The sequence below is a fragment of the Lentzea atacamensis genome, from assembly GCF_003269295.1.
Taxonomy (GTDB): domain Bacteria; phylum Actinomycetota; class Actinomycetes; order Mycobacteriales; family Pseudonocardiaceae; genus Lentzea; species Lentzea atacamensis.
Genome location: NZ_QLTT01000001.1, coordinates 386,056 through 411,675 on the forward strand (window position 1 = coordinate 386,056; position 25,620 = coordinate 411,675).

25 protein-coding genes and 1 pseudogene are annotated in these 25,620 nt (G+C 70.0%); 7 read left to right on the plus strand and 19 right to left on the minus strand.

Annotated elements, in window-relative coordinates; genetic code table 11:
- Positions 1-12 precede the first annotated feature (12 nt).
- The 4 genes from C8D87_RS02065 to C8D87_RS02080 are packed head-to-tail and all read left to right on the plus strand — an operon-like array spanning position 13 to position 3,210.
- Positions 13-993, plus strand: coding sequence for a hypothetical protein (locus C8D87_RS02065; RefSeq protein ID WP_112225326.1), 981 nt, complete (start codon positions 13-15; stop codon positions 991-993).
- Complete coding sequence (locus C8D87_RS02070; protein WP_112225327.1) at positions 987-1,496, plus strand: GNAT family N-acetyltransferase; 510 nt, start codon at positions 987-989, stop codon at positions 1,494-1,496. The genes C8D87_RS02065 and C8D87_RS02070 overlap by 7 nt, the downstream gene beginning before the upstream one ends.
- Positions 1,497-1,544: 48 nt before the next feature.
- Entirely contained in the window at positions 1,545-2,717 is a 1,173-nt protein-coding gene (locus C8D87_RS02075) for a thiolase family protein (protein WP_112225328.1), read from the plus strand.
- A 1-nt stretch (position 2,718) separates the two neighbouring features.
- Positions 2,719-3,210, plus strand: coding sequence for a PaaI family thioesterase (locus C8D87_RS02080; RefSeq protein WP_109636778.1), 492 nt, complete (start codon positions 2,719-2,721; stop codon positions 3,208-3,210).
- Here C8D87_RS02080 and C8D87_RS02085 read toward each other — a convergent pair.
- From C8D87_RS02085 to C8D87_RS02110, 6 genes are all read right to left on the minus strand, one after another.
- Positions 3,194-3,670 carry a winged helix-turn-helix transcriptional regulator gene (locus tag C8D87_RS02085; RefSeq protein ID WP_112225329.1) on the minus strand — a complete coding sequence of 159 codons (477 nt, stop codon included), beginning with the start codon at positions 3,668-3,670 and terminating at the stop codon, positions 3,194-3,196. The two genes, C8D87_RS02080 and C8D87_RS02085, sit on opposite strands and share 17 nt — an antisense overlap.
- 42 nt (positions 3,671-3,712) lie before the next feature.
- Entirely contained in the window at positions 3,713-4,327 is a 615-nt protein-coding gene (locus C8D87_RS02090) for a hypothetical protein (RefSeq protein ID WP_112225330.1), read from the minus strand.
- Positions 4,328-4,416: 89 nt separating this feature from the next.
- Entirely contained in the window at positions 4,417-5,061 is a 645-nt protein-coding gene (locus C8D87_RS02095) for a response regulator transcription factor (protein ID WP_109636775.1), read from the minus strand.
- A complete protein-coding gene (locus tag C8D87_RS02100; protein WP_109636774.1) occupies positions 5,046-6,092 on the minus strand; it encodes a hypothetical protein in 1,047 nt (348 codons plus the stop codon). The genes C8D87_RS02095 and C8D87_RS02100 overlap by 16 nt, the downstream gene beginning before the upstream one ends.
- Complete coding sequence (locus C8D87_RS02105) at positions 6,085-7,101, minus strand: sensor histidine kinase (protein WP_233441858.1); 1,017 nt, start codon at positions 7,099-7,101, stop codon at positions 6,085-6,087. Before C8D87_RS02105 ends, C8D87_RS02100 begins: the two co-directional genes overlap by 8 nt.
- A gap of 350 nt (positions 7,102-7,451) precedes the next feature.
- Positions 7,452-8,873, minus strand: coding sequence for an RICIN domain-containing protein (locus tag C8D87_RS02110; protein ID WP_109637080.1), 1,422 nt, complete (start codon positions 8,871-8,873; stop codon positions 7,452-7,454).
- 252 nt (positions 8,874-9,125) lie between these two features.
- Here C8D87_RS02110 and C8D87_RS02115 point away from each other — a divergent pair, with 252 nt between their 5' ends.
- From C8D87_RS02115 to C8D87_RS46710, 3 genes and pseudogenes are all read left to right on the plus strand, one after another.
- Positions 9,126-9,866 (plus strand): FadR/GntR family transcriptional regulator, encoded by a 741-nt coding sequence (locus C8D87_RS02115; protein ID WP_233441859.1) that lies wholly within the window; start codon positions 9,126-9,128, stop codon positions 9,864-9,866.
- Between the two features lie 321 nt (positions 9,867-10,187).
- Positions 10,188-10,427 (plus strand): annotated as a pseudogene (locus C8D87_RS47360) (hypothetical protein); the annotation flags it as partial.
- Positions 10,367-11,089, plus strand: a complete 723-nt coding sequence (locus C8D87_RS46710) for an RICIN domain-containing protein (protein WP_233441989.1) — start codon at positions 10,367-10,369, stop codon at positions 11,087-11,089. The pseudogene C8D87_RS47360 and the gene C8D87_RS46710, both read left to right, overlap by 61 nt.
- Here C8D87_RS46710 and aspA read toward each other — a convergent pair.
- The 13 genes from aspA to solA all read right to left on the minus strand — a co-directional run bounded on the left by aspA (position 11,058) and on the right by solA (position 25,449).
- Positions 11,058-12,536 carry an aspartate ammonia-lyase gene (gene aspA / locus C8D87_RS02125; protein WP_211337341.1) on the minus strand — a complete coding sequence of 493 codons (1,479 nt, stop codon included), beginning with the start codon at positions 12,534-12,536 and terminating at the stop codon, positions 11,058-11,060. The two genes, C8D87_RS46710 and aspA, sit on opposite strands and share 32 nt — an antisense overlap.
- Positions 12,537-12,609: 73 nt before the next feature.
- Positions 12,610-13,893 carry an NAD(P)/FAD-dependent oxidoreductase gene (locus C8D87_RS02130; RefSeq protein ID WP_112225333.1) on the minus strand — a complete coding sequence of 428 codons (1,284 nt, stop codon included), beginning with the start codon at positions 13,891-13,893 and terminating at the stop codon, positions 12,610-12,612.
- A 20-nt stretch (positions 13,894-13,913) separates the two neighbouring features.
- Positions 13,914-14,579, minus strand: a complete 666-nt coding sequence (locus tag C8D87_RS02135; protein ID WP_112225334.1) for a haloacid dehalogenase type II — start codon at positions 14,577-14,579, stop codon at positions 13,914-13,916.
- Between the two features lie 15 nt (positions 14,580-14,594).
- Positions 14,595-15,521, minus strand: a complete 927-nt coding sequence (locus tag C8D87_RS02140) for an aldo/keto reductase (protein WP_112225335.1) — start codon at positions 15,519-15,521, stop codon at positions 14,595-14,597.
- Positions 15,518-16,966, minus strand: coding sequence for an aldehyde dehydrogenase family protein (locus C8D87_RS02145; RefSeq protein ID WP_112225336.1), 1,449 nt, complete (start codon positions 16,964-16,966; stop codon positions 15,518-15,520). The genes C8D87_RS02140 and C8D87_RS02145 overlap by 4 nt, the downstream gene beginning before the upstream one ends.
- Positions 16,963-17,916 carry a succinylglutamate desuccinylase/aspartoacylase family protein gene (locus C8D87_RS02150; protein ID WP_109636767.1) on the minus strand — a complete coding sequence of 318 codons (954 nt, stop codon included), beginning with the start codon at positions 17,914-17,916 and terminating at the stop codon, positions 16,963-16,965. The genes C8D87_RS02145 and C8D87_RS02150 overlap by 4 nt, the downstream gene beginning before the upstream one ends.
- Before the next feature lie 32 nt (positions 17,917-17,948).
- Positions 17,949-19,316, minus strand: coding sequence for an aminotransferase class III-fold pyridoxal phosphate-dependent enzyme (locus tag C8D87_RS02155; protein ID WP_112225337.1), 1,368 nt, complete (start codon positions 19,314-19,316; stop codon positions 17,949-17,951).
- Positions 19,313-20,164 carry an ABC transporter permease gene (locus tag C8D87_RS02160; RefSeq protein ID WP_112225338.1) on the minus strand — a complete coding sequence of 284 codons (852 nt, stop codon included), beginning with the start codon at positions 20,162-20,164 and terminating at the stop codon, positions 19,313-19,315. Before C8D87_RS02160 ends, C8D87_RS02155 begins: the two co-directional genes overlap by 4 nt.
- Complete coding sequence (locus tag C8D87_RS02165; RefSeq protein ID WP_109636764.1) at positions 20,161-21,081, minus strand: ABC transporter permease; 921 nt, start codon at positions 21,079-21,081, stop codon at positions 20,161-20,163. The genes C8D87_RS02160 and C8D87_RS02165 overlap by 4 nt, the downstream gene beginning before the upstream one ends.
- Before the next feature lie 3 nt (positions 21,082-21,084).
- Complete coding sequence (locus tag C8D87_RS02170) at positions 21,085-22,212, minus strand: ABC transporter ATP-binding protein (protein ID WP_215732135.1); 1,128 nt, start codon at positions 22,210-22,212, stop codon at positions 21,085-21,087.
- Positions 22,205-23,296, minus strand: coding sequence for an ABC transporter substrate-binding protein (locus C8D87_RS02175; protein WP_112225339.1), 1,092 nt, complete (start codon positions 23,294-23,296; stop codon positions 22,205-22,207). The genes C8D87_RS02170 and C8D87_RS02175 overlap by 8 nt, the downstream gene beginning before the upstream one ends.
- A 43-nt stretch (positions 23,297-23,339) precedes the next feature.
- Positions 23,340-24,308 (minus strand): M14 family metallopeptidase, encoded by a 969-nt coding sequence (locus C8D87_RS02180; protein WP_112225340.1) that lies wholly within the window; start codon positions 24,306-24,308, stop codon positions 23,340-23,342.
- 7 nt (positions 24,309-24,315) lie between these two features.
- Positions 24,316-25,449: an N-methyl-L-tryptophan oxidase gene (gene solA, locus C8D87_RS02185; protein ID WP_211337339.1), complete on the minus strand. Its 1,134-nt coding sequence runs from the start codon at positions 25,447-25,449 to the stop codon at positions 24,316-24,318.
- Between the last annotated feature and the right edge of the window lie 171 nt (positions 25,450-25,620).

Here is a 25,620-nt window from a genome sequence, read left to right on the forward strand (position 1 = left end):
AGGGTGCCGCGGGTGACCACGGACAAGGTCGGCCACAACACCCTGCACAGCAACGACCACAGGGCCGAGCTGGGCCGGCTCAAAACCAAGAAACTGCAGATCCAGTACGCGCTGGAGCACATGCCGCGCGGGAGCACCGTCGAGGAAGTACGCGCCTGGCTGGGCGAGCACGGGCAACCGGCGCCCAGCCGGCCGTACACCGCGCCGATCGTCAACGAATGGCGCGCCCGCAACGGTGTGACGGACACGAGCGGACACGTGCCGCTGACGCCCGAGCTGATCGCACAGCTGGACGAGGCGGACGGCGGCACGCCCGCCGAACCGGCGAAACCCGCCGGTGCCAAGGGTTTCTACGCGGTCGCGGTGCTGAGCATCGGCGTCAGCGTGGACACCTCGTGGAGGTTTTTCGAGCAGCGCCTGGGAATCACCGACGTCGTCGAGCGGGTCGTGCTGTTCTCCGTGATGGAGGCGGCGCTGATCGCGTGCGGCTGGGCCATGCGCGCGGGCGTGCGCGGGAACGGCCGTCCTGGCCCTGCCCGCCTGGTGGCGTGGGCGCTCACGGCGTTCGCCGCGTTCGCCGCTCTCAGCCTGTCCGGTCCGGTCGCGGGTACCGCCCGCGTCCTGCTCGGACCGGTGCTGGGCCTCGTGATGCTGCACCTCGCGCTCGGCATCGAGATCCGCGCGACGCGTCAGCGCACGACCACCTGGGCCCGAGTGGGCCGTGAGCTCCGGGAACGCCTGTTGTCGTTGCTGGGCTTGGGAGACGACCACCGCGACGCGGTGGCGCGCACCCGCGACCGGGCGGCGCTGCGTGCAGCCAAGCTGGCGCTGGCGAGTCGGTGGACGCCGTTCCGGACGAGGCGCCTGCGCAAGGCTCTGCACGCCTCGCACGTCGCACACGACCCAGTACAACGCGACCGGATGCTGCGCGAACTGGGCGTGCTTCAGCACGCGCACAAGCTCGCCGAGACCACCCAGCCGTCGCCATGGTGACGTTCACCGACGACGCCGGGCTCGCCGCGGAGATCGCCGAGCTGGTGAACCGGGTGTACGCCGAAGCCGAGGCGGGACTCTGGCTCGGCGGCGCCGCCCGGACGAGCGAAACCGAGGTGGCGGACCTCATCCACGCTGGACAGATCGCGGTGGTCCGAACGGGCGAGCGCGTCGTGGGCGCGGTGCGCGTCCAGCAGCTCGGCGACGGCCTGGGCGAGTTCGGGATGCTGGTCGCCGCCCCGGAGGAGCGCGGCACCGGCCTCGGCAGGGACCTCGTGTCCTTCGCCGAACGGTGGGGCCGCGAGCGCGGTCTCTCCCGCATGCAGCTGGAGCTGCTGGTGCCGCGGACCTGGAACCATCCGGTCAAGGACTTCCTGCGGGCCTGGTACACGCGCATCGGCTACCGCGTGGTGCGCACGGGCGACCTCGGTGAGGACTACCCGGCGCTGGTGCCGCGGCTCGCCTGTCCGTGCGACTTCCTCGTGTTCCACAAGGCGCTGTGACCCAGGTCTAACTTTGCTTTTCCATAGCCAGTAGCTACTGTGCTGGCTATGGCTACCACTAGTCAGACTGCCGTCATCGTCGACGCCGTCCGCACTCCGCTCGCCAAGGGCAAGCCCGGCGGCGCCTACGCCGAGATCCATCCCGTCGACCTGCACAGCACGGTCCTCGCCGCCCTCGTGGAGCGCACCGCTATCGACCCGGCCGTGGTCGACGACGTGATCAGCGGAGCCGTGGGCCAGGTCGGCGAGCAGTCCGGCAACACCGCCCGCTGGGCCGCGCTCGCCGCCGGTTTTCCGGAGTCGGTGCCGGGTGTGACCGTCGACCGCCAGTGCGGTTCCAGCCAGCAGGCCCTGCACTTCGCCGCGCAGGGCGTGATCGCCGGCGCCTACGACGTCGTCATCGCCTCCGGTGTCGAGTCCATGAGCCGCATCCCGATCGGCTCGCAGACCCTGGGCAAGAACTTCGCCGGTACCAAGGTCTCCGAGCGCTACGAGCTCATTCCCCAAGGCATCAGTGCCGAACTCATCGCGGACCGCTGGAACCTCTCCCGCGCCCAGCTCGACGAGTTCTCCGCCGAGTCCCACGACCGCGCCGCCACTGCGTGGAAGAACGGGTTCTTCGACGCGCAGGTGACGTACGTGAACGACCTGCGCACCGACGAGACGATCCGTCCGGACACGACGGCCGAGGTCCTCTCCGGGCTCCGTCCCGCGTTCCGCAGCGAACACTGGGAGCAGCGGTATCCGGACCTGGACTGGCGCGTCACCGCCGGCAACAGCTCACCGGTCAACGACGGCGCCGCCGCCGTGCTGGTGACGAACGAGGAGGCGGCCACCCGCCTCGGCCTCCGCCCGCGTGCCCGCGTCCATTCCTTCGCCGTCGCCGGCGACGACCCGGTGCTGATGCTCACCGGCATCATCCCGGCCACCCGGAAGGTGCTCACCCGCGCCGGCCTGACCATCAACGACATCGACGTCTTCGAGGTCAACGAGGCGTTCGCGTCCGTCGTGCTGGCGTGGCAGGCGGAAACCGGTGCCGACCCGGCCAAGGTCAACCCGAACGGCGGCGCCATCGCCATCGGTCACCCGCTCGGAGGTTCGGGCGCGCGCCTGATGACCGCGCTGCTCCACAACCTGGAGCAGACCGGTGGCCGCTACGGGCTCCAGGTCATGTGCGAGGCGGGCGGACTCGCCAACGCGACCATCGTCGAGAGGATCTGACATGCCCCCGCGGCAGCGCAGCTACGACTGGAGCGACCCGCGGATCCTCGCGCAGGCCGCCACCGAGATGGACGGGATCGAGTTCCTCAAACGGATCGGCACCGGCGACCTGCCACCCCCTCCGGCCGGTCAGACCACCGGCATCGTTCCCGTGGAGGTCGGTGACGGGTGGGCACGTTTCGAGCTCGAGCCCGCCGAGTGGCACTACAACGTGATCGGATCGGTGCACGGCGGCATCCTGTCGACGCTCGCCGACACCGCGCTCGGCTGCGCCGTCCACACGAAACTGCCGGCCGGCACCGGCTACACGTCACTGGACCTGACGATCAAGTTCACCCGAGTGGCCACAGTGGACAGTGGCGTGCTCACCTGCGAGGGAACGGTGATCACGATCGGCCGCCGCACCGCCACCGCGCAGGCCCGCATCACCGACAGCTCGGGCAGGGTGATCGCCCACGCCGTGACGACGTGCTTGATCATCCCTTCCGGCTGATCCGGACGGCCAGCCCCTCCGGCCCGAGCGACTCGGCGCCGGACGGGGCGACCCGCACGCTGACGGGCTCTCCGGTCTCCGCCGCCACGACCCGCAGCGGCCCGCCGTCGTCACGCAGGTAGGTGTCGCCCCACTGCATGAGGGCTACGACCACCGGCAGCAACGCGTTGCCCATCTCGGTGAGGACGTACTCGTACCGGGTCCGCGATCCGGGCTCCCGGTAGGGCCGCTTCTCCAGCAGGCCGTGCTCCACCAGTTCCTTGAGCCGCTTGGCCGCCACCGCCTCGGTGATGCCGACGCGGCGCACGAAACCGTCGAACCGCGTTGTCCCGTAGAACGCCTCCCGCAGCAGGAGCATCGCCGACTTGGTGCCGACGACGTCCAGCGCCATGGCCATGGAACACCGGTCCGGCTGCCACTTGTCCAGCGCGGCCAGCGGCCCGCTCATCTGCATGGGCATGCGGGAAGCCTACACCTGACTAGCGTTGAGCATACCCAGGTGTCAGCTCTCCCAGGTCACCGGCGACTTGTCGTAGCCGTCACCGCGGCTGTACTCGGCTGCCGCGACCTTCGACCCGTCCGGCGCCCCGCTCAGCACGCACGTCTCGTAGGTCGCACCTGCCGTCGTGAACGTCTTCGGCGCGCTGGTGGACTCGCACTTCGGCGTCTCACCGCTGATGATCACGCCGGTGCCCTTGCCGTCCACACCGAGGCCGCGCAGCGACACCGAGACGTACCTGAGGTCGGTGCCGCTCAGGTTCTCGACTCGCACCCGCAGGTAGAACGGCGTGATGTGCTTCGCCTTGTCACCGAACTTCGCGAGATCCTCCTTCGCGCCCTGTTCGATGGCGGTGAGCGTGACCGCCACGGTGCCGTTCTTGTCCGACGAGGCGTACGGGATCACCGCGCGAGCGCCGACCTTGAGCTTGGTGCCGGGCGCGGTGACGTCACCGGGGGCGGAGACCGGTGCGGCGGCGGACGTAGGGCTCGCGCTGGTCGTCGGGGTCGCGCTGGTCGTCTCCACGGGAGCCGGTGCGCCGGTGGTCGCGGAGCCGCACGCCGACAGGAGCAGTCCTGCGGCGGCGGCGATGATCAGGGGGCCACGGGCGTGCGTCACTGCGGAACTCCTCTGGGCGGAACCTGGGGTCGCCGAGGAGGCTAGGTCGCGGCTGGTGGCGGCGGTATCGGTCGTTCACACCACACGGGTCAGAGGTCGTCGAGCCCGATCAGCCCGTCCTGGATCGCCCTGGCCACCAGCGCCGCCTTGGTGGGTGCCTGCCTGCCGATCGCCGCGTACTTGACCCTGATCCGTTCCAGATGCGAGTTCACCGTGCTGAGCGTGATGTTCAGGCGCTGGGCCACGAACTCCTTGGACTCCGACTGGAACCACTCGACCAGGACCTCGGTCTCGCGCGGTGACAGCGCGGGCCGGGTCTCGGACCTGTCGCCCGCCAGCGCGCCCGCGAGCGCGGGTGGCGTGTAGGACTGGCCTGCCGCCGCCGCACGCACCGCCTGCACGAGGTGATCCGCACCTTCGGACTTCGTCAGGTAGCTGAGCGCGCCGATCTCCAGGCATTGCAACGCGGTGTCGTCGTCCGCGCGCATCGAATAGACGACGACCTTGCGGCCGGCTTCCACGAGCCTGCGCAGCGCGGGCATCGCCGGTGCGGCACCGCCGAGGTGCAGGTCGAGCACGACCACCGACTCGGCGGGCGCGGTCCAGGCCACCTCGGGGTCCTCGCCGCTCGCCACGAGCGCGATCGGCGGCTGCGCGGTGGACAGCCAGTGCGCCACGCCCGCGCGCACGACGGGATGATCGTCGACCACGACCGCCGTCACGTCGTCCGCCATCTCGCCTCGCTCCTCACCAGTCCGCTGTGGACGCTTGTCTCCACGGTGACCAACGCCGGCGAGCCGCCGTCCGGCAACACTCCCGGCGCATCCGCGACCACCGCCACCCGCACCTCGTCGGCGGTGCGCAGTAGGCTCACCTTCGCACGTCCGTCAGCGGCGGCGAGCGCCTGGGCCATCGGTGCCACCAGTTCCCGGCGCACCTCCGTCGGCACCGGTGTCGCCGTGCCGCTCACCGCGAGCGACACCACGACTCCGCGCCGCTCGGCCACGTCCACGCACGCGGTCAGCTCGTGCAGCAACGGGTCCGGCACCTCGTCGTTCTCCGCGAACAACCTGCGCAGCTGCACCGCCGCGACCGAGCAGCGCAGCCTGGTGGGTTCGTCGGCCGCGCTCACCACCTCGTCGGCGAGATCGGCGAGCAGCGGCAGCACCGCGCCCAGCTGACCGGCGAACCCGGTGCGGAGGTCCTGTTCCCGTTGCCTGGCAAGCTCTTCCCGCGTACGGGCGGCGTCGTGCTCGGCGGCGGCTTCCGCGGCGAGGCGGGCATCGCGCACCAGCACTCGCGTCATCACCAGAACCCCGATCTGCAGGCTCGTGCCGCTGAGGATCACGACGCCGGCTGTACCGAGGTCGCCGTTGCCGTCGTGCAGGAACCACGCGACGGAAAACGCGATGTGTGCGGCGAGTGCGGCCATCGCCACCTTCGGCCGCTCGATCAGCAGAAGCAGCACGTACCAGCCGACCAGGCCGAACGCCCAGTCGGCGGGACCGAACGACGCCGCGTGCGGCAGGGCCGTCGTCGCGAGGATGGACGCCACGAGCACCAGAGCTGTACCGGGCAGCGCGATGACGGCGGGCAACTCCGCGACGAACCCGGCCACCAGCACGGAGCTCAGCAGCACGAACGCCACCCACGACGCCTCACGGGAGTGCGTCACGAGCACGGGCAGCGTCAGCCCGAGCTGGATGACGACCACCACGACCAGCAGAACACGCCGCGTGGTGGCGAAAACGGCGTGGTCAGTCATCGGCGGGCCAGACCAGTCGCACGCTGGTACCTCGGCCCGGCACCGAGTCGATCCTGGCCTCGCCACCCGCCGCCCGCAGCCGTTCCACGACCGACCCGCGCAACCCCCGCCGATGCTCCGGCACGTCGCCGGGCACGAACCCGCGGCCATCGTCCGCCACGACGACGAGCACGCCATCGTCGGTTCTGCTCACTTCCAGTTCCACGGTGGCTGCACCCGCGTGCCGCTCAACGTTCTTGAGCAGCTCCCCCACGGCCCGCACGAACGCCAGCGCGACGGCAGCGGGCACCGGCGCCGGCTCCACGGACACCGTGACAGCACTGCCCCGGGCCACCGCCGTGAGCGCGGTCCCGAGGTCCACCGCACCCTGGGCGTTGTCCCGCTCGGCCAGCGCCGAGAGGTCACGCCGGGCCTGCACCGCAACGGCCGACGCATCACCCCCGTGCGCGGCCATCAGGAACGTAGCCGCAGCGGTGTCGTGCAACAACGCCAGAAACTCCCGCTCCCGCCTACCGCGTTCCAGCGCCACCGCCGCCGCCCGCTGCTGCTCCACCGCCCGCTCGCGCAACGCGTCGACCCGCCGGCTGGACCGCCGCAGCAGCTCGTAGGCGACCCGCGCGAGCACCGACTCCAGCACCGCCCGAACCAGGACGCCTGGCCCGGCCACCGCCACCTGCACCGCGAGCAGCAAGGCGGTGGCGGGCACGGTGACCCGCGGCGGCCATTGCCACTGCCAGGTGATCAGCGTCGTGGTGAGCACGGTGAGGGTCCACTGCTGATCCCCCAGTGCCACGGACAGCACCACCACGCGCAGAAACGCCACCGGCAGCGCAACCCGCGGCACGCGGAAGTCCGCGATCGAGGTGAGGACGACGAACGCGAACAACGCCCAGCCCAACGGCGAGTTCACCGACAACGCGCCGAACACGCTGATCAGGAGGACACCGGCACCGCGGACCGGACCGGCGAGACGGTTGACCGTCGCGAGGAGCCTCGCCTCCAGCAGCACGCCCGGGATTGTGTCAGGTGGCGGATGCGCGGGGTGGGGTGGCGGAGAGAGCGGCGACCCGCGGCGGGTGAGGCCGCTGGTTTTGGATCGGGTCTGGCGCCGTTGGCGGGATCGCGGCAGCCCGGTCAGCCCCGGCCGGCGGGGCCGACGGGTTGACCGGGCTAAGGGGCCTGGCCGGGTTGACCGGGCGGACGGATGAACGTACTGCCGCGGGCAGGCAGAGGTAACGGGTCAGCTCGGCCGGCGCTGTCGGTCCGGTCAGCACTGTCAGCCCGCTCAGCCCCGTCAGCCCGGCCGGCGCTGTCAGCCCGCAGCAGCCCGGCCGATCCACTCCGCCGAGCCCAGCCCCATCAACCCGCCGCGACGATCCGCCACTGCTGGTTCAGGCTGTTGCTGTCCCCCCACTGCCCGAGGTTCGGCGTCCCCGAAGCCCTCCCCATCCCGTCCAGATAGAGCCCGGTGGCCCGGTTCCTGATGCGCACATCGTTGCCCCGGCTCTTCCCGGTGACCACGGTCCACTGCTGGCTGGTGGCCGAACTGCCGGCACGCTGCCCCGCATCCGCGCCGTTGGACGAACTCCCCAGCCCGTCGAGGTACAGCCCGCTGACCACGTTGCGGAACCGCACGTACGAGCCGGTGTTCTCGACGATCCACCGCTGGCTCGTGCTGGTACCGCCGGCGCCTTGGCCGGCCGTGGAAGCGCTGGTCCTGCCCAGGCCGTCGACGTACCAGCCGGTGCCGATGTTGCGGATCTCGACCTCGGTGCTGCCGCCGTCGCCCAGGCCCCAGGCGTAGCGCAGCCGTTGCAGTCCCGACGGGTTGGTCAGCGACAGGGTCTGGCCGCTTCTGCTGGTCAGGCTGTACCAGTCGCCGTCGCGCAGGCCCGGCCAGTACACGCTGCCCATGCCGAGGCTGCGCAGTTTCGCGCTGACGCCCCGGACGTAGTCGGACATGTACGACCCGCTGGGGATGTTGTAGTCGATGGCGTCGAAGTACACGTTGTTCTTGGTGCCGGGGGACATCGCGCCGCCCCACTCGGTGGCGATGGTGCGGGCGGCGTGGTTGCCGATGTAGCTCGCGATGTGGTCGGCCCACTGGGTTTCGCTCTCGTAGCCGGCGAAGAACGAGTAGTCGTGCACCGCGAGCAGGGTGCCGTTGAGCCTGCTGTCGTTGCCGACGGCGGGCACGTTCTGGGCGAGGCCGGCGCCGTCCAGGATCACCCTGCCGCGCGGGAGGCTCGAGTACCTGTTCAGCCAGCCGTAGTACATGTTGTTGAGGTCGGTGGTGCTGTAGCCGTGCGGCTCGTTGATGACCTCGAAGTAGGCGTTCGGGTTGCCGCCGTACTTGGCCACGACCTTGTCCCACATCTGGTTGAACGCGGTCATGTTCGGCGGACGGCCGCCGGTGTGCGCCCAGTACGCGAAGATCACGTTGCCCTTGGTCAGAGCCGTGTCGATGGCGCCGGTGTAGGTGCCCCAGTAGTTCGCCACGGTCGGCTCGTTGATCGGGATCCGCACCGTGTTGGCGCCGGTGATCGAGTACAGCTGGCCCACCACGCGGTCGGCGACGGCGGCGGCCGAGGAGTAGGTGTCCGAAGCGGTGAGACCTGACGGGTACAGCACTCCGTTGACGAAGTTGTCCCGCTGGTCGGCCCAGTTCACGCCCCTGAACTGCGCGGTGGAGGCCTGGGCCGGGCTCTGCACGGCGGTCAGCAGCCCGAGTAGCAACACCGGGGCCAGTAGCGCGGTAAGCGCTTTCCATCGACGACTCATCGGCTGCTCCACTACAGTGTGTCGCTCATTGCGATCGGTCGGATGCGGGCCGTGCCCGGCGGGTTCATGAGAGCAGCCTGACGAAGCGGGCGTCAAGCAGATGAGCATGCTTATCCGGGGCTTCGTCCACGAGGCTGATCACCGCGCTGGTCAGGTTCGATTCCATGTTCGATGGCCTGTCCTGGCTCGTTCGACGCGCATGTATTCTGGTTCGACGAACCAAAAAGTCATACTCATGAAGGAGCCGTATCGGTGGATGCAGAAGCCGCGTACGCGCCGCCCGCCTCCTACCGGCCGGGCTACGAGCTCGTCGCCGAACGGATCCTGCAGCTCATCGCCGAGCTCGAACTGCGGCCGGGCGACCGCATGCCGACCGAGAACGAGCTGGCCGGACGGATGGGGACCAGCCGGACCGTCGTCCGCGAGGCGGTGAAGATCCTCTCCGCGCTCGGCAGGGTGCGCGCGCACAAGGGGCGCGGGCTCTACGTCGCCGACGACGAGGGCATGCTCGGTTCTTCGAGGTGGGGCGGCTTCTTCATGCCCACCGACCTCGACCACGTCTACATGCTCTTCGAGTTCCGCCGGGTCCAGGAGACCGCGGCGGCCAGGCACGCCGCGACCCGCGCGACCCCCGCCGAGCTGCGTGCGATCGAGGTCGCCGCGGAACTGTGCAAGCAGGGGCACGTCACGAGGCAGGCGGCGCTGTTCGACCGCGGCGACGACGACTTCCACCTGGCCATCGCGGCCGCCTCGCACAACCAGTTCCTGGTCGCGGCGGTGCGCGAAGCCCGTCGCCTGCAGCGCCAGTCCAACATCATCGGCCTGCACGGCGCCGTCGGCGACCACGCCGCGGAGGCGGTGCAGGAGCACGCCGCGATCTACCGGGCCATCCGCGACGGCGACGAGGACGCGGCCGCCGCTGCCGCCGCCGTGCACGTCGACAGGACGCTCGAGGACTACCGCAGGGAGATCCAGCGCCGCGTCTTCGGCTGACCTGGACCGCTCTTCTGGATGCGTGCTACAACCTTCCCGGTGTTCAGTGTGATGTATCGCACTAAGCCCGATGCAATGACGCATCGAGGGAGGGACTCATGTCCGCCACCGAACGCCCGTGCGTGACGCCGTGAGCACGCCCGGATCCACCCCGGCGCCGCCGGCCACCACACCGCGCCCGCGAGCGCGAAGATCCTGACTGTCCACTGAGGACCGCCCTGGCTGCCGCACCGCCGCCGGCACACGGGCGCGCGGCCGGCGTGCCTCAACGCCGGAGAACTCGGATGAACCCGCTTTCACGAAATGAAGGTTGTGATGTTCATGAGTCCATCCCTGAGACGGCGGAGCAGACCGGCGCTCGCCGCGCTGACCGTCGCCGGACTCGCGGCGGCAACACTGACAACAACACTCACCCCCGGCGCGCCACAGCGGCGGCGAGCACCCTCGGAGCCGCGGCGGCACAGAGCGGCCGGTACATCGGGGCCGCAGTCTCCAGCGCCATCTCGGCGAGCCGCGTACGTCAACACGTGGGCCGCGGAGTTCAACTCCGTCACGCCGGAGAACGAGATGAAGTGGGACGCGGTCGAGCCCAGCCGCAACCAGTCAGCTACGGCGCGGCCGACCAGATCGTGAGCCAGGCGCGCAGCCTCGGCATGTCCGTCCGCGGCCACACGCTGGTGTGGCACTCGCAGCTCCCCCATCCGGGACTACAGCTACACGTACCGGTTGAAGCCGTTGCCCGACCTCGGCCAGGCGCCGGCGTTGTCCCGCAAACCGGTCGGCACCGCGGGCGGCGGCACCGGCCCGGTGCGGACTACCGCCTCGTCGCCCAGCACAGCAACAAGATGGTCGACATCAACGCCGCCTCCACCGCAGCCGGTGCCGTCGCGATCCAGTGGACCGCGACGGGCGGGTTGAACCAGGTGTTCGACTTCATCGACTCCGGTGGCGGCTACTACCGGATCCGCGCGCGGCACAACGGTCTCGTGTTGCAGGTCGCGAGCAACAGCACCGGCGCGGACATCACGCAGCAGGCCGACACCAACTCAACCAGCCAGCAGTGGCAGGTGGTCGACCAGGGTCTCGGCGTGGTCAGCCTGGTGAACCGGCAGAGCGGTCTAGCCGTGGACGTGTGGGAGCAGTCGACCGCCGACGGTGCCCGCGTCTCGAAGTGGACGGCGGGCAGCTGCCTCAACCAGCGTTTCCTGCTGCAGCGGCTCTAGGTTGACCGTGGGTGGTCTCCGCCGCTGCGGCGACGGAGACCGCCCAGGCGGCCGTGCCTGCCACCACCTCCGGCCGCAGCAGGTCCGTCAGCGTCTGCGCAGGCAGCAAACCCTTCTCCAGCACCAGTTCCGCCACTCCCCTGCCGGTGGCGAGCGCTTCCTTCGCGATGGCGGTGGCCGCCGTGTACCCGATGTACGGGTTGAGCGCGGTGACCAGTCCGATGGAGTTCTCGACGGCCGCCCGCAGCACCTCGGTGTTGGCGGTGATGCCGGCGACGCAGCGCTCGGCCAGCGTCACGCAGGCCGCGCTCAGGTGCGTGATCGACTCCGACAACGAGTGCAGGATGATCGGCTCGAAGGCGTTGAGCTGCAACTGACCCGCCTCGGCCGCCATGGTGATGGTGACGTCGTTGCCGATCACCTCGAAGGCGACCTGGTTGACCACCTCGGGGATCACCGGGTTGACCTTGCCCGGCATGATCGACGAACCCGCCTGCACGGGCGGCAGGTTGATCTCGCCGAAGCCCGCGCGCGGGCCGGACGACAACAGGCGCAGGTCGTTGCAGGTCTTCGAGAGCTTGACGGCGATTCGCTTCAACACGCCGGACATCTGCACGAACGCTCCGCAGTCCTGCGTCGCCTCGACCAGGTTCGCCGCGGTCACGAGGGGCAGCCCGGTGATCGCGGTGAGGTGGCGGCGGGCGGCCTCTGCGTAGCCGGGTGCCGCGTTGAGACCGGTGCCGATCGCGGTGGCGCCCAGGTTGATCTCGTGGATCAACGAGACCGCCTCTGCCAGCCGAAGGCGATCCTCGTCGAGCATCACGGCGTAGGTGGAGAACTCCTGCCCGAGCGTCATCGGCACGGCGTCCTGCAGCTGCGTGCGGCCCATCTTCAGCACGTCGCGGAACTCGACCGCCTTGCGGGCGAACGCGTCCTGCAGCACGGCCATGGCGTCCAGCAGGCCGCGCACGGCGAAGATCGTGGCGATCCGCACGGCCGTCGGGTAGACGTCGTTCGTGGACTGGCCGAGGTTCACGTCCTCGTTGGGGTGCAGGTGGGAGTACTCGCCCTTCTCGTGGCCGAGCAGCTCCAGCGCGCGGTTCGCCACGACCTCGTTGGCGTTCATGTTGGTCGAGGTGCCGGCACCGCCCTGGACGACGTCCACGACGAACTGGTCGAGCAGCTTGCCCGCCCGGATCTCCCGGCAGGCCTCGGTGATCGCGGCGGCCTTCGCCGGGTCCAGCAGCCCCAGCTCCTCGTTGGCGAGCGCGGCCGCCTCCTTGACCGCGGCGAGGGCTTCGACGAGGTGCGGGTAGACCGAGATCGGCATGCCGGTGATCGGGAAGTTCTCCGTGGCGCGCAGGGTGTGCACGCCCCAGTAGGCATCGGCGGGCACGTCGCGGTCGCCGAGCAGGTCGTGCTCTCTTCGGGAGTCTGCGGCGGTCATGGCTGTGCTGCTCTCTCGGGAAGGAGTGGAAGGCCTTCCGCGACGGGAGGGCTGTCGCGGAAGGCCGGCAACGTCAGCTCCAGCGGTCCTTGGCCTTGTAGTAGGCGCCGCCGAACGGCAGGAACCACGCGGTGCCGTTGTAGAACGGCACGGGCACCTTCGGGAAGCCGAGGCCGCGCAACGGGTTCGCCTCCGGCCTGCCGTCCATCACCTCGGCCATCGCCCGCCCCATGTACGTGGCCATCTGGACGCCGTGGCCGCAGTAACCCATGGAGTAGTACAGGCCGTCGACCTCACCCGCGTGCGGGATGCGGTCCCAGGAGAAGCCGACCATGCCTCCCCACACGTAGTCGATCCGCGTCCCCGCGAGCTGCGGGAAGATCTCCGTCATCTCCCGCTTGAGGATGTCGCCGCTCTTGATGTCGGAAGCCGGGTTGGAGGGGGCGAAGCGGGCCCGGCCGCCGAAGGCGAGACGGTTGTCCGGGGTGAGGCGGACGTAGTGGCCGACGTTCTTGTGGGCGACCAGCAGGCGGCCGTTCGGGATGAGCTCCTTGGCGCGCGCCTCCCCCAGCGGCTCGGTGACGATGATGAAGCTGCCGACGTTGATCAGCCGCTTCCGGAACCACGGCATCGACTTGTCGCTGTACGCGTCCGTCGCCGCCATGACCTGCTTGGCACGGATGGTGCCGTGCATCGTCTCCACCACGAAGCCGCCGCCGGGCAGTCGGGTGAGGCCGGTGGCGGCGTTGCGCTCGTGGATCTGGGCGCCCGCCCTCTCGGCGGCGTCCGCCAGGCCGCCGACGAACTTGCCCACGTGCAGGCCCGCGCTGAGCGGGTCGAGCAGAGCGCCGTGGTAGTAGTCCGAGCCGATCTCGGCCCGCAGGTCGCTCCTGCTCAGCACGACCGTCTCGTGACCGAAGTTCTCGGCCAGCTCGCGCTGCTTGGCCTGCAGGCCCTTGACGTGACTGGCCTTGCAGGCCAGGCCCAGACGCCCGGAGCGGGTGAAGTCGCAGTCGATCTGCTCCTTGAGCGTCAGCTCCTCCACGAGGTCCACGGCCTCACGGAACGCGTTGTACAGCTCGACGGCACGCTCGTCGCCGTACCGCTTGCGTGCCTCGCCGGGCGGGATCGTGATGCCCTGCGTGCACATGCTGCCGTTGCGGCCCGATGCACCGGAACCGATCTGGTCCTTCTCGACCAGCACCACGGACGCGCCCTTGCGTGCCGCGTGGTAGGCGGTCGACAGGCCGGTGAGACCGCCGCCGATCACCACCACGTCCGCGCTCTCGGGAAGTGGCTTGCCCGAGCGGTCGGGCCGTTGCGGGGCGGTGTCGAGCCAGTAGGGGATCTGTTTCATGGCGACGGCTCCTCCTGTGGTCAGCAGCCGAGCAGGGCGGGCAGCCCGGAGAGGTCGGGCAGCTCGTCGTAGGGCTGGTAGTCGCTGCTGCCGCGACGGCCGTAGCGGTTGATCCACACACGACGCTTCAGACCGAGGTCCCTGGTGGGGATGTGGTCGTACTCCCAGCCCTGCGCGACGTGGATCACCTGGCTCGGGTCGGCGTCCATGGTCTGGAAGGCGTACTCGAACGTCTGCCGGTCCGGCTTGTACGCCTTGGCCTGCTGCGCGGTGATCACGTAGTCGAACTCGACGCCGATGTTCTCGACGTTGCGCGCGATGAGGTTGTCGTCGGTGTTGGAGATGATCGCGATCTCGTACTTCTTCTTCAGCGCCCGCAACGCGTCGGGCACCTCGGGCCACGGCCCGAAGGTCGGGACGGCCTCGACGAGCGCGTCGCCGTCGGACTCGCGGTACTCCAGGCCGTGCAGGCGCATGGCGTTGCGCAGGCTGGAGTGCAGGATCTCGTGGTAGGGCCGGTAGGCCTCCAGAACAGCCTGGAAGCGCATGACCCGGAAGTCGTCCAGGAACTCGTCGACGTCCAGTCCGTCGAGGTCCAGCCGGTCGGCCAGCACCTTCAGGGTGGTCGGGGCGAGCTCGAAGTTGATCAGGGTTGCGTAGGCGTCGAAGGTGACGATCTGACGCATGATTCCAATCCTTTCTCAGACCACCCGGTCGCCGGGGGGCACGATCTCGTCGAGTGCGGCCAGGTCGGCCTCGGTGGGAGTCCAGCCGGCCGCCGCCGCGTTCGCGGTGACCTGCTGCGGGGTCATGGCGCCGCAGATGACGGAGCCGACGGCGGGCAGCGCGGCCAGCCCGCCCACGGCGACCTCGAGGAGGGTGAGCCCTCGCTCGGCGCCGTACGCCGTGAGTGCCTCGACGCGGTCGAGGGCCGCGTCGGTGAGCCAGCCCTGCCGCCAGGACAGACGGCTGCCGGGTGGCGGTTCCTCTCCCCTGCGGTACTTGCCGCTGAGCAGTCCGTTCGCCAGCGGGTAGTAAGGCAGGACTCCGATGCCCAGGCTCAGGCACGTGGGCGTGAGCTCGGTTTCCACGCCGCGGTCGAGCAGGTGGTAGCGGGCCTGCGTGCTGACGAAGGCCGCGGTGAGCTGGTCGGCCGGCGTGTTCGAGCAACCGATGTGGCGGACCTTTCCTTCCGCTACCAGTTCCTGAAGCGCCGCAACGGTTTCCTCGATCGGGGTCACACCGTCGGGTTCGTGGTACTGGTACAGGTCGATCCAGTCGGTGCCGAGCCGGTTGAGCGACGCCTCGACCGCGTGCCTGACGTACCGGCGGGAGCCGCGCGGCCCGTAGCTGTCGGCGACCGCGCTCATGGGCATGCCGAACTTGGTCGCGAGGACGACCTCGTCGCGGCGGCCTTTGAGCGCGGCGCCGAGCAGCCGTTCGCTGGAGCCGCGCCCGCCCTCGCCGCCGTACATGTCCGCGGTGTCGAACAACGTGATGCCCGCGTCCAGTGCGGTGTGGACGACCGCCGCGGTCCCCTCCTCGTCGAGGCGGGAGCCGAAGTTGTTGCAGCCCACCCCCACCACTGAGACGGTGGGACCGCGTTCACCCAGCGTGCGGTATCTCATGTGCCGTTCCCGAACCCGATGCAGACGTTCTTGGTCTGCGTGTAGCTCGCCAGCGCCTCCAGGCCCTTCTCGCGGCCCCAGCCGCTGTGCTTGTAGCCGCCGAAGGGCAGTTCGACTCCTGTGCCGACGCCGGTGGCGTTGACGTGGACCTGGCCGGCGCGGATGCCGTGCGCCATCCGCAGGGCCTTGTCGATGTCACGGGTCCACACGTACGACGACAGGCCGTACGGGCTGTCGTTGGCGATCTCCAGGGCCTCGTCGACGTCGTCGAACTCGATGACGGTCACGACGGGCCCGAAGATCTCCTCGCGGGCGACCCTGTTCTGGTTGGTCAGTCCGGAAAGGACAGTTGGCGCGATGTAGTAGCCACGGCGCAGCGTCAGGTCCTCGGGTGCACCGCCGCCGGCACGGACGTCCGCGCCCTCCTCGCGGGCCAGGTCCAGGAACCCCTGCACGCGGTCGCGCTGGCGTGCCGAGACGAGCGGCCCGACGTCCGAGTCGGTGAGACCGGGGCCCACGCGCAGCGCGTTCGCGTGGGCCGCCAGCCGGTCCAGGAACTCCTCGGCACCGCGCTGCAGCAGCAGCCGTGTCCCCGCCGAGCAGGTCTGGCCCGCGTTTCCGAACGCCGAGGCCGCGATGGCACCGAGCGCCAGGTCGAAGTCCGCGTCGGCGAAGACGACGACCGGCGACTTGCCGCCCAGCTCCACGATGGAGGGCACCACGTTGGCCGCGGCCGCCTGGGCGACCTTGATCCCGGTGGCGACCGACCCGGTGAACGTCACCTGGTCGATGCCGGGATGCCCGGCCAGCGCCGCACCGGTCTCACCGTCGCCCGGCACGACGTTCAGGACACCCGGCGGCAGACCGCACTCCAGCGCGATCCGGCCGATCTCCACCGGCGTCAGCGGCGCTTCCGGTGACGGTTTGAGCACCACCGTGCAGCCCGCGGCCAGCGCCGGCGCACTCCCCCGCGCGGTGTTCTGCAGCGGGTAGTTGAACGGGATGATCTGCCCGGACACGCCGATCGGCTCGCGCACGGTGTAGTCGATCAGGCCCGGTCCCAGCGGGATGGTGGAGCCGCCGAGCTTGTCCGCGGTGCCCGCGTAGAACTCGAAGTACCGCGCGGCCGCTTCGACGTCGGCCCTGGCCTGCCGCAGCGGCTTGCCCACGTCCAGGCTCTCCAGCCGGGCCAGTCGTTCGCCGTCGGCCCTGATGGCCTCGGCGATCCGGTACAGCAGCCGTCCGCGGTCCGCGGCGCGCATCCCCGCCCACTCGGGAGCGGTGAACGCGGCGCGAGCGGCGGCGACCGCGGCGTCCACATCCGCCTTGCCTCCCAGCGAGACCTCGGCGATCGGATCGCCCAGTGCCGGGTCCACGACGGTGAAGGTGCGGCCGTCGGCAGCCGGCACCCGCTTGCCGTCGATCAGCAGCTCGGTTTCCTTCACGGCTTGATCTCGCCTTCCACCGCGCCGAAGATCACGACCTCGTCGCCGGAGCGCACGGTGCGGATGCGGCGCACCCACAGCACGATGCCGTCCCAGTCGGCGCGGACCTCTTCGAGCGTGTTGCCGTAGTGGTCCACGATCTGACCGATCAGGTCGCCTTCCTTGCAGTTCTCGCCCGGTTCGGCGTAGCTGACGAAGAAGCCGCCGTTGCTGGAGCGGGCGAACGTGCCCGTGACGGCCGTGTAGGTGTCCCGCAGCTCCACCTCGCCGTCGATCATCCCGAGGCTGCGCAGGATGTTGCGGATCGAGTACATGTGCCGCTCGACGTTGGCCTCGCGGTACGTGGCGCCACCGCACTCGATGGTGATGGCGGGCTTGCCGGCCGCGAGAACGGGGTGGCGGACCGTGCCGCCCCACTTGCCGCCCTTCCAGACCAGCTCGTGCCCGGCGGCGAGCGCGATGTCCGTCGCCAGGTCCTCGTAGCCGCCCTGGAGGATGACCAGCGGGGCGATCTCGCCGTAGGCACCACCGGTGTGCAGGTCGACCACGGCGTCGACGGCGGGGACGACCCGCTCGACGAAGGTGGCGGCGAGACGCTGCGAGTACGAGCCCTCCGCGTCGCCGGGGAAGATGCGGTTGAGGTTCAGGTGGTCGATGCCGCTCGCGCGGGCGGCCGCCTCGAACGCCGGGGTGTTCATGCATGGGATGCCGACGACGGTGCCCCGCAGCGTCGCCGGGTCGATCTCGGCCAGCACGCGGCGGATCGCCTCCTGGCCGTCGTACTCGTCGCCGTGCACGCCGGCGTCGACACACAGGACCGGACCGTCCTGGACGCCGTTGACGACGATCAGCGGAATGCCGAGGTCCACGCCGTAGCTGCTGGTGCCGACCGGGATGAGGCCCTGGGCGCGCTCGCCGGGGGCGACGGTCAACGGACCGATGGAGTACATGTGCGTTCCTCTCGTGGTGTGGCGTGGAGACGTCATCGGGCCAGTGCGCGCGAGGCCTCGTCGAGCGTGTCGGCGATGATCTCGGCGATGCGGTCCAGCAGCGGCCGGTCGCTGATCAGCGGTGGCGCGATCTGCAGCAGCGGCGCGGCGCGGTTGTAGACCCTGGCCAGCAGCCCGGCTTCGCGCAGGCGACGCGGGGTCAGGTCGACGACGAGCGCCTGGCGTGCCGCGTCCGAGAAACCACCGTCGGGAAGATCGCCGGCCAGCTGGACGGCGTAGAAGAACCCGGCGCCGCGGACGTCGGCGACGATCGGCAGCCCGGCGAGCGCCGCCATGCCGTTCGCCAGTCCGCCTTCCAGAGCGCGGACGTTCTGCAGGACCTGGTCGCGTTCCATGATCTCGATGGTTCGCAACGAGATCGCGGCGCTGAGCGGGTGCCCGCCGAAGGTGTAGCCGTGGTTGAGCACGGCTCCCGGCCGGTTGATCACCTCGGCGACCCGTTGCCCGGCCAGCGTGGCGCCCATCGGGGCGTAGCCGGCGGTGATGCCCTTGGCGACCGTGACGAGGTCGGGCCGGGCGCCGAAGCGACTGCCGCCGAACCACTCGCCGAGCCGCCCGAAGCCGGTGATCACCTCGTCCGCGACGAGCAGGAAGCCGTACCGGTCGGCCAGCGCCCGCAGGCCCGGCCAGTAGCCCTTCGGCGGCGTGATGCAGCCGCCGCGGTTCTGCACGGGCTCCGCGATGAGCATCGCGATGGTCTCCGGCCCTTCGGCCAGCACGGCTTCCTCGATCTCACCGAGCAGGTGCGCGGTGAACACGGCGTCGTCCGCCAGCTCGGGCGCCAGGCCGAGACGGTTGGTGTTGGCCACGAACCGGGTGTCGATCGCGGGTGGCCCGTACGGCTCGGTGAGCCCGGGGTCGTCGGTGAACGACAGGGCGCCGACGGTCAGGCCGTGGTACGCGCTGTTCCTGGCGATGACCTTGGTGCGGCCCGGCTCGCCGCGCAGCGCGTGGTAGCGGCGCGCGATCTTCCACGCAGTCTCCACGGCTTCGGCGCCACCGCTGGAGAAGAACGTGTGCTCGATGCCCGCGGGCGCGAGCCCGGCCAGCCGCTCGGCGAGCTCGATCGCCGCCGGGTGGGCGGAGGCGGACCACAGCGGGCTGTAGCAGAGCTCGCGGAGCTGTTTGCCCGCCGCCTCCGCGATCTCGTCGGCGTAGGAGTACCCGAGCTGGCAGCAGTACAGGCCGGAGAGCCCGTCGATGTAACGCGTGCCGTCGTCGTCGCGGACGTACGGGCCCTCCCCGCTGCGCACGACGAAGAGATCGTCGCCGAGCGAGCCGTTCGAGGTCATGTTGAGCAGCAGGTGCTTGGCCGCGGCCGCGTGCAGGTCGGTGGTCATTTCGTGTCACCTCCCGCAGGGACGTCCACCGGCAGCAGGCCGCCCTGCTTGCCCGTGCCGAACCTGCGCAGAAGGCTGACGAGCCCCAGCGCCACCAGTGCGACGGCGATGAGCAGCGCGGCCACCGCGGTGACCGTCGGATCCACGTCGAACTGCAGGACGTTGAACACCTGCACGGGGAGAGTGATCGTGTCCACGGAGGACAGGAACTGGGAGATGAAGAACTCGTCGAAGCTGGTGATGAAGGAGAAGATCGCCGCGGCGATCACGCCGGGAGCGGCCAGCGGGAAGGTGATCCGCCGCGCGATGGTGAGCCGGCCGGCTCCCATGCTGGCGGCGGCGTCCTCCAGCCGCTCGTCGATACCCTTCAGCGTCGCCATCAGGATCATCACCGCGATCGGCGTGGCGAGCACGGTGTGGCCAAGCGCGATCGCGATCGGGCTGCCGAGCATCGCCGCCGGTTCGAAGAGCAGGAACAACCCCAGCGCGACGACCACCTGCGGGATCACCAGCGGCGCGAGCACCAGGCCGTAGACCGCGGACCGCATCGGAAGGTCGCTGCGCACCAGGGCGATCGCGGCCATCATCCCGAGCGCCACCGAGAACACCGTGGTCAGCGCGGCGACCGTGGCGCTCAGCGCGAGTGCGGCCGGCCACCTGCTGCCGTCGGCGAACAGCTGCTGGTACCAGTTCATCGTCCACGACTCGGGCGGGAAGGAACCCAGTGCGTCACTGCCGAACGACGTCACGAGGATCAGCACGATCGGCATTCCGAGGAACACGAGCACCAGCAGTGAGATGACGGCGAGAACGACGCGTCCCGCCACGCTGTCACGCAACCCGATCATGCCGCACCCCGGTTCTTCGCGGCCTCGCTCACGCTCTTCACCAGGCGCAGCAACAACAATCCGGCGAAGGTGAGGAGCAGCAGGATCACGCCGAGAGCGGAGGCGCCGTTCCACTGGTTGTTCTTCATCACCTGCTCGTCGATGAGCGAGGCGACCATCGTCTGCTTGGGACCACCCATCAGCGCCGGGGTCAGGTAGTAGCCCAGGCACAGGATGAAGCTCAGGATCCCGGCGTTGACCAGACCGGGGGCGACGAGCGGCAGGTAGACGCGGAAGAAGGTGACGAGCCGTCCGGCCCCCATGCTCGCCGCGGCCGCGATCAGCCCGCGGTCCACGCCGCGCATGACCGCGTACAGCAGCAGCACTGTGTAGGGCAGCATCACCGAGGTGGTGCCGATGACGACGCCGAGCTCGTTGTACAGCAACTGGAACGGGGCACCGGGCACGTGCAGCGCCATCAGCGTCTCGTTCACCAGGCCGTGGTCACCGAGCAGGATGATCCAGCCGTAGGTGCGGACCAGGGCGCTGATGAAGTGCGGCACGACGACCACCAGCATCACCAGACCGGCCCAGATCGGCCGCAGCCGGGTGATCCAGTAGGCCAGCAGGAACCCGATGACCAGGCTGATCACCGACGTCTCCGCGGAGATCCGCAACGTGATGAGCAGGATGTCCAGGCTGGTCCCGGTGAGCGCGTCGGTGTACCAGTGCAGCGTGAACCCGCCGTCCTCGCCCTTCAGGCTGAGCAGGAGGGTGCTGAAGATGGGGTACACGAACAGGATCAGCAGGTACACGACGACCGGCGTGGCGTTGAGCAGCCCGAAGCGGGTGCGGCGGCCGGACAGCCGGCGGCGCCATCCGCCGGTGGTGGTGGCGGCCGCGACCACCGGCTCCGGTGGCGGGGCGAGGACGGCCACGGCTCAGCCTCCCGTTCCGGCGGCGTCGAACACGCTGACGTCGTCCGGGTCGGCGGTCAGGCCCACCCGGTCGCCCATCAGGGGCGCCCGGCCGGCCGGGATCTCCAGCCGGATGGTGCTGCCGGCACCATCCGGGCGGATCGTGACGCGCACCAGCGTGCCGACGTACGTGACGGTCTCGACGATGCCGGTGCAGAACCCGTCCTCCGGCGCGCACACGGCGAGCCTGCCGGGCTGCACGGCGGCCTGCACCCTTGCACCGGCGGCATGATCATGCCGCCGGGTGCGCACGACGCCTCCGGTGTCGAGGCGAACCGCACCGTCACTCTCGACGGTGCCGGGGAGGAAGTTCGCGGCTCCGAGGAAGTCGGCGACGAACGGCGTGCGCGGGCGCTCGAACAGCTCCTGCGGGGTGTCGAACTGGTCGATGCGGCCGTCGCGCATGACGGCGATCCGGTCGGAGAGCACGAGGGCCTCCTCCTGGTCGTGCGTCACGTAGATGACCGTCAGCCCCAGCTCGCGCTGAATGCGCTTGATCTCCGTCTGCAGCTGGTCGCGCAGCTTCTTGTCGAGCGCGCCCAGCGGCTCGTCCATCAGGATCACCGGCGGGCGGTAGACCAGTGCGCGACACAGTGCGACGCGCTGCTGCTGGCCGCCGGAGAGCTCGCGCGGCCGGCGCCGGGCGAAGCGGGACAGTCCCGCCATCTCCAGCGTCTCTCCCACGCGGTTGCGGATGTCCTGTTTGGACAGGCCGCGCAGCTCCAGCGGGAAGGCGACGTTCTCGCTCACGGTCATGTGCGGGAAGAGCAGGTACTGCTGGAAGACGAAGCCCAGGCCGCGTTTCTGCGGCGCGAGGCGGGTGACGTCCCTGCCGCCGACGACGATCGACCCGGAGTCGGGTTCGACGAAGCCGGCGATCATCATCAGGGTCGTGGTCTTGCCGGAGCCGGACGAGCCGAGGAAGGTCACGAACTCCCCGGCGCCGATCTCCATCGAGACCTCGTCGACCGCGGTCATGGTGCCGTACGTCTTGCGCACCTTGGTCACCGAAAGCGATTTGCCGATGCCGATCCCGTCCGGTGCCAGGACCAGCGGCGACTTCCTCTCCGACATCACGTGAAGCTCAGACACGGGCCCACTCCTGCCAGCGCTTGGTCACGGCGTCGTCGTTGGCGACCCACCACTCGACGTCGGCGTCGAACCCGGTGTCCAGGTTCTTCGGCGAGCCCAGCAGGGTGGCCGAGACCTCGTCCTTCATGTCCTTGTAGGCGGCGGGCACCACCGGCGCCATCGGGTAGATCTCGGCGAAGCGGGCCTGCACCTCCGGACGCAGCGAGTAGTCGATCAGCTGGTACGCGGCGTCGAGGTTGGCCGCGCCCTTGGGGATGGCCCAGCCGTTGCTCTGCCTGCGGGCGCCCTGGAACACGTAGGCCAGCGGCTGGCCCTGCTTGATCAGGTCGTTGAGGCGGCCGTGCCAGACGGTCGACACGTCGACCTCGCGGCGGCCGAGCAGCACGCCGGGCAACGCGCCGGTGTCCCAGTACTTCTTGACCGAGCCCTTGATCTCGTCGAGCTTGCGGAAGGCGCGGTCGAGGTCGAGCGGGTACAGCTTGTCCAGCGGTACACCGTCGGCCAGCAGGGCGAACTCGAGCTCGGGGATGTCCGCGTCGAGGTGCTGGAGGCTGCGGTTGCCCGGCAGCGCCCTGGTGTCCCAGAAGTCGGCCCAGGAACTCGGCTTCTTCCCGCCGAAGGCGTCCGTGCGGTACGCCATCACGCTGCCCCAGTAGTTCTTGCCGACCGCGGTCGGCGTGAGCAGGTTCTTGGCGATGTCCGCGTTCTTGGCGGTCTTGAGGCGGTCGTAGTCGATCTGCTGGGTCGCGTCCTCCTTGGCGAACTTCACGAAGTCGATCATCGAGTTGTCGATCAGGTCGAACTGCGGCCGGCCCTGCTTGATCTGGGCCAGCATCTGCGCGTAGTTCGGGTTGATGACCTTGATCTCGATACCGGTCTCCTTCATGAAGGGCTCGAGAACAGCCTTCATGTTGGCGTCGCCGTAGGCGCCACCGCTGTTGCGGACCACGAGCGTCTTGCTGCTCGTGCCACCGCTGCCGGACGAGCGGCTCGTGCCGCTGCCGCACGCGGCCAGCGCGGACGTCGCGGCGACAGCGCCTAGACCTCGGAGGAAGAGCCGGCGGTCGATCCGGGTGTCTTTCACGATGAACCTCCTGGGGGCGGGGAGGAAGCTTTCGGGGCGGGGACTATCGGGGTGCCGCGATCGCGGCGAGGTCGGTGCCGGGAAGAACGGTGAGGCCGCGCATGCCGTAGAAGACGCGTCCGGTGGCGGGAGCCAGAACCTCGTGTTCGCGGCCGTCGGCCGGGTCGACGACGCGTCCGATGACCTGACCCTCGGTCACGTCCGTGCCCGGCACGAACTCCGGGTACCACAGGCCGATGGCCTCGGAGGCCAGGAAGGCGGCCCAGACCCATTCGGTGACCGGACGCGATTCGACGTCGTCGCCGTTGAGGAAGTCGATGACCCTCAGCAGCGCGGCGACGACGCGTTCGGCCGCCTGCGGATCACGTTCACCGAGCTGGCCGGTCTCCACGAGGATGGCGGGGATGCCGAGCCTGGCCGCCGCGGCGTGGCTGTTCCCGCCGTCGGGGTTCAGGCCGAGGATGACGTCCTCGTGGCCGACGACGGAGGCCATGGTGGCGGTCTTCGCGTCGAGCTCCTGGTCGCCGGTGAGGCGGTAGCCGACGAAGTTGCGCAGGAACTCGTCGATGCGGCCGGCGTGCAGGTCGACGAACGCGTCGGCGCCCTCGATGATGTTCTCGAAGAGCCACGCCGCCAGCCGCTCGGTCGGGCTGCCCTCGGGATCGCCGGGGAAGACGCGGTTGATGTTGATCCCGTCGAGCGGGGACGTGCCGAGCCGTCCGTTGTAGACGGCGGGAGGGTTGGCGACGAGGCAGAGCAGCACCTGCCCGCGCACCTGCTCCGGGTCGAGGCGACCAGCGAGCCGGTGGAGCGCGTCGATGCCGGTGAACTCACCGCCGTGCACGCCGGCGGTGATCACCACGCGCGGGCCCGGCCTGCTGCCGTTGATCAGGGCCACGGGGACGTCCGTGGTGAGCGTGCCCAGCTCGGCGCGCACGCTGCCGCGCACCTTGGTCCCCGGCCCGGCGCTCAGCGCGCCGACGGTGAGGGTGGTAGCGGTGTCGCTGGTCATGGCTGCGTCACGCCTCCGTGCGGTTCGTGGTCGAGATGAAGTCGATGGGCTGGGCCGACGTGCCGTCGAGGGCGAGGTCCGCGGCGATGTCGCCCATGGCGGGCGAGAGCTTGAAGCCGTGTCCGGAGAAACCGGCGAGCAGCACGACGTTCTCGTTGCCGGGCAACGGGCCCACCAGAGGGCGGCTGCTCTCGGTGTAGCCCTCCATGAACACGGACAGCCGGACGGGGTTCGGGTGCAGATCGGGCAGGTACCGGCCGATCAGCTCGTGGAAGATGTCCAGTTCGGACGGTTGCACCGTCCTGTCGAGACGGTTCGGGTCGTCCACCAGCCGGTGCAGGGTCCTGGACAGGCCGAGCTTGACCGAGACGCCGTCGGGCGACGGCAGGCCGTAGCAGTGGGTCGGCGCGGTGCGGATGAACGCCGGGCGCTCGTCCCCGAACCACGCGCCGGTGGTGGGCACGTACCAGGCGCTGACCAGCCGGCGGATCTCCACCTCCCAGGGCAGGTCGGGCAGCAGGTCGTTGACCCACGGGCCGACCGTGACCACGACGGCGTCGAAGTGCTCGCTGCCCTCGTCGGTGCGGACCGTCACGCCGCCGCCCGTCTTGGTGATCTCGCGGACCGGCGTGTACCGGTGGATCCGGGCACCCAGCTCCTCCGCGCGGCGTGCGGCGCTCTGGACGGTCAGCTCCGGCCGGATGAAGCCCGCGTGCCGGTCGAGCACCGCCGCGTCGCCGTCCTCGATCCGGTACTGCGGAAAGCGCCGCGCGAGCAGGTCCGCGTCGAGAACCTCGTGGTCGAGGCCGTGCTCGGCGATGGACTGCAGGACGGTGGCCATCTGCTGGTGCGAGGTCGGCCCCATGAGCAGGCAGCCGGTCAGGCGGCGCAGCTCTCGCCCGGTCTCCCGCTGGAGCTCGCCCCACAGCGCGTCGGCGTGCTTGAGCAGCGGGACGTAGCGGGAGTCCTCGAAGTGGGCGCTGCGGAAGATCCGCGTCTCGCCACCGGCGGCACTGCGGTCGTGGCCGGGGGCGAACCGGTCGTACCCGACGACCTCGGCCCCGCGGGCCGCGAGGCGCCAGGCGACCTGACTGCCCATCGTTCCGACGCCGACGACGGCGACACGCTTGCTGGCAGGCACTTGGACTTCCTTTCGGCTCACCGGACGGTGAAGCTGACGTGTCCGAGGGGTGATGTTCCACTGAGCTGTGCCACAATGTGGCATGCTGTGCTAGAATCTGGCACGAGAATGACACCCCGTACAAGGCGCGGTCAAGAGGTGTCTCATGGCAGAGCAGAGGATTAACCGGGG

What these genes read in the sequence shown, in the direction of transcription:
- C8D87_RS02070 (WP_112225327.1), top strand. Translation starts at nt 987, where the DNA reads ATGGTGACGTTCACCGACGACGCCGGGCTCGCCGCGGAGATCGCCGAG.
- C8D87_RS02075 (WP_112225328.1), top strand. Translation starts at nt 1,545, where the DNA reads ATGGCTACCACTAGTCAGACTGCCGTCATCGTCGACGCCGTCCGCACT.
- C8D87_RS02080 (WP_109636778.1), top strand. Translation starts at nt 2,719, where the DNA reads ATGCCCCCGCGGCAGCGCAGCTACGACTGGAGCGACCCGCGGATCCTC.
- C8D87_RS02085 (WP_112225329.1), bottom strand. Translation starts at nt 3,670, where the DNA reads ATGCCCATGCAGATGAGCGGGCCGCTGGCCGCGCTGGACAAGTGGCAG.
- C8D87_RS02095 (WP_109636775.1), bottom strand. Translation starts at nt 5,061, where the DNA reads ATGGCGGACGACGTGACGGCGGTCGTGGTCGACGATCATCCCGTCGTG.
- C8D87_RS02100 (WP_109636774.1), bottom strand. Translation starts at nt 6,092, where the DNA reads ATGACTGACCACGCCGTTTTCGCCACCACGCGGCGTGTTCTGCTGGTC.
- C8D87_RS02110 (WP_109637080.1), bottom strand. Translation starts at nt 8,873, where the DNA reads ATGAGTCGTCGATGGAAAGCGCTTACCGCGCTACTGGCCCCGGTGTTG.
- aspA (WP_211337341.1), bottom strand. Translation starts at nt 12,536, where the DNA reads ATGACCGCCGCAGACTCCCGAAGAGAGCACGACCTGCTCGGCGACCGC.
- C8D87_RS02130 (WP_112225333.1), bottom strand. Translation starts at nt 13,893, where the DNA reads ATGAAACAGATCCCCTACTGGCTCGACACCGCCCCGCAACGGCCCGAC.
- C8D87_RS02135 (WP_112225334.1), bottom strand. Translation starts at nt 14,579, where the DNA reads ATGCGTCAGATCGTCACCTTCGACGCCTACGCAACCCTGATCAACTTC.
- C8D87_RS02140 (WP_112225335.1), bottom strand. Translation starts at nt 15,521, where the DNA reads ATGAGATACCGCACGCTGGGTGAACGCGGTCCCACCGTCTCAGTGGTG.
- C8D87_RS02150 (WP_109636767.1), bottom strand. Translation starts at nt 17,916, where the DNA reads ATGTACTCCATCGGTCCGTTGACCGTCGCCCCCGGCGAGCGCGCCCAG.
- C8D87_RS02155 (WP_112225337.1), bottom strand. Translation starts at nt 19,316, where the DNA reads ATGACCACCGACCTGCACGCGGCCGCGGCCAAGCACCTGCTGCTCAAC.
- C8D87_RS02160 (WP_112225338.1), bottom strand. Translation starts at nt 20,164, where the DNA reads ATGATCGGGTTGCGTGACAGCGTGGCGGGACGCGTCGTTCTCGCCGTC.
- C8D87_RS02180 (WP_112225340.1), bottom strand. Translation starts at nt 24,308, where the DNA reads ATGACCAGCGACACCGCTACCACCCTCACCGTCGGCGCGCTGAGCGCC.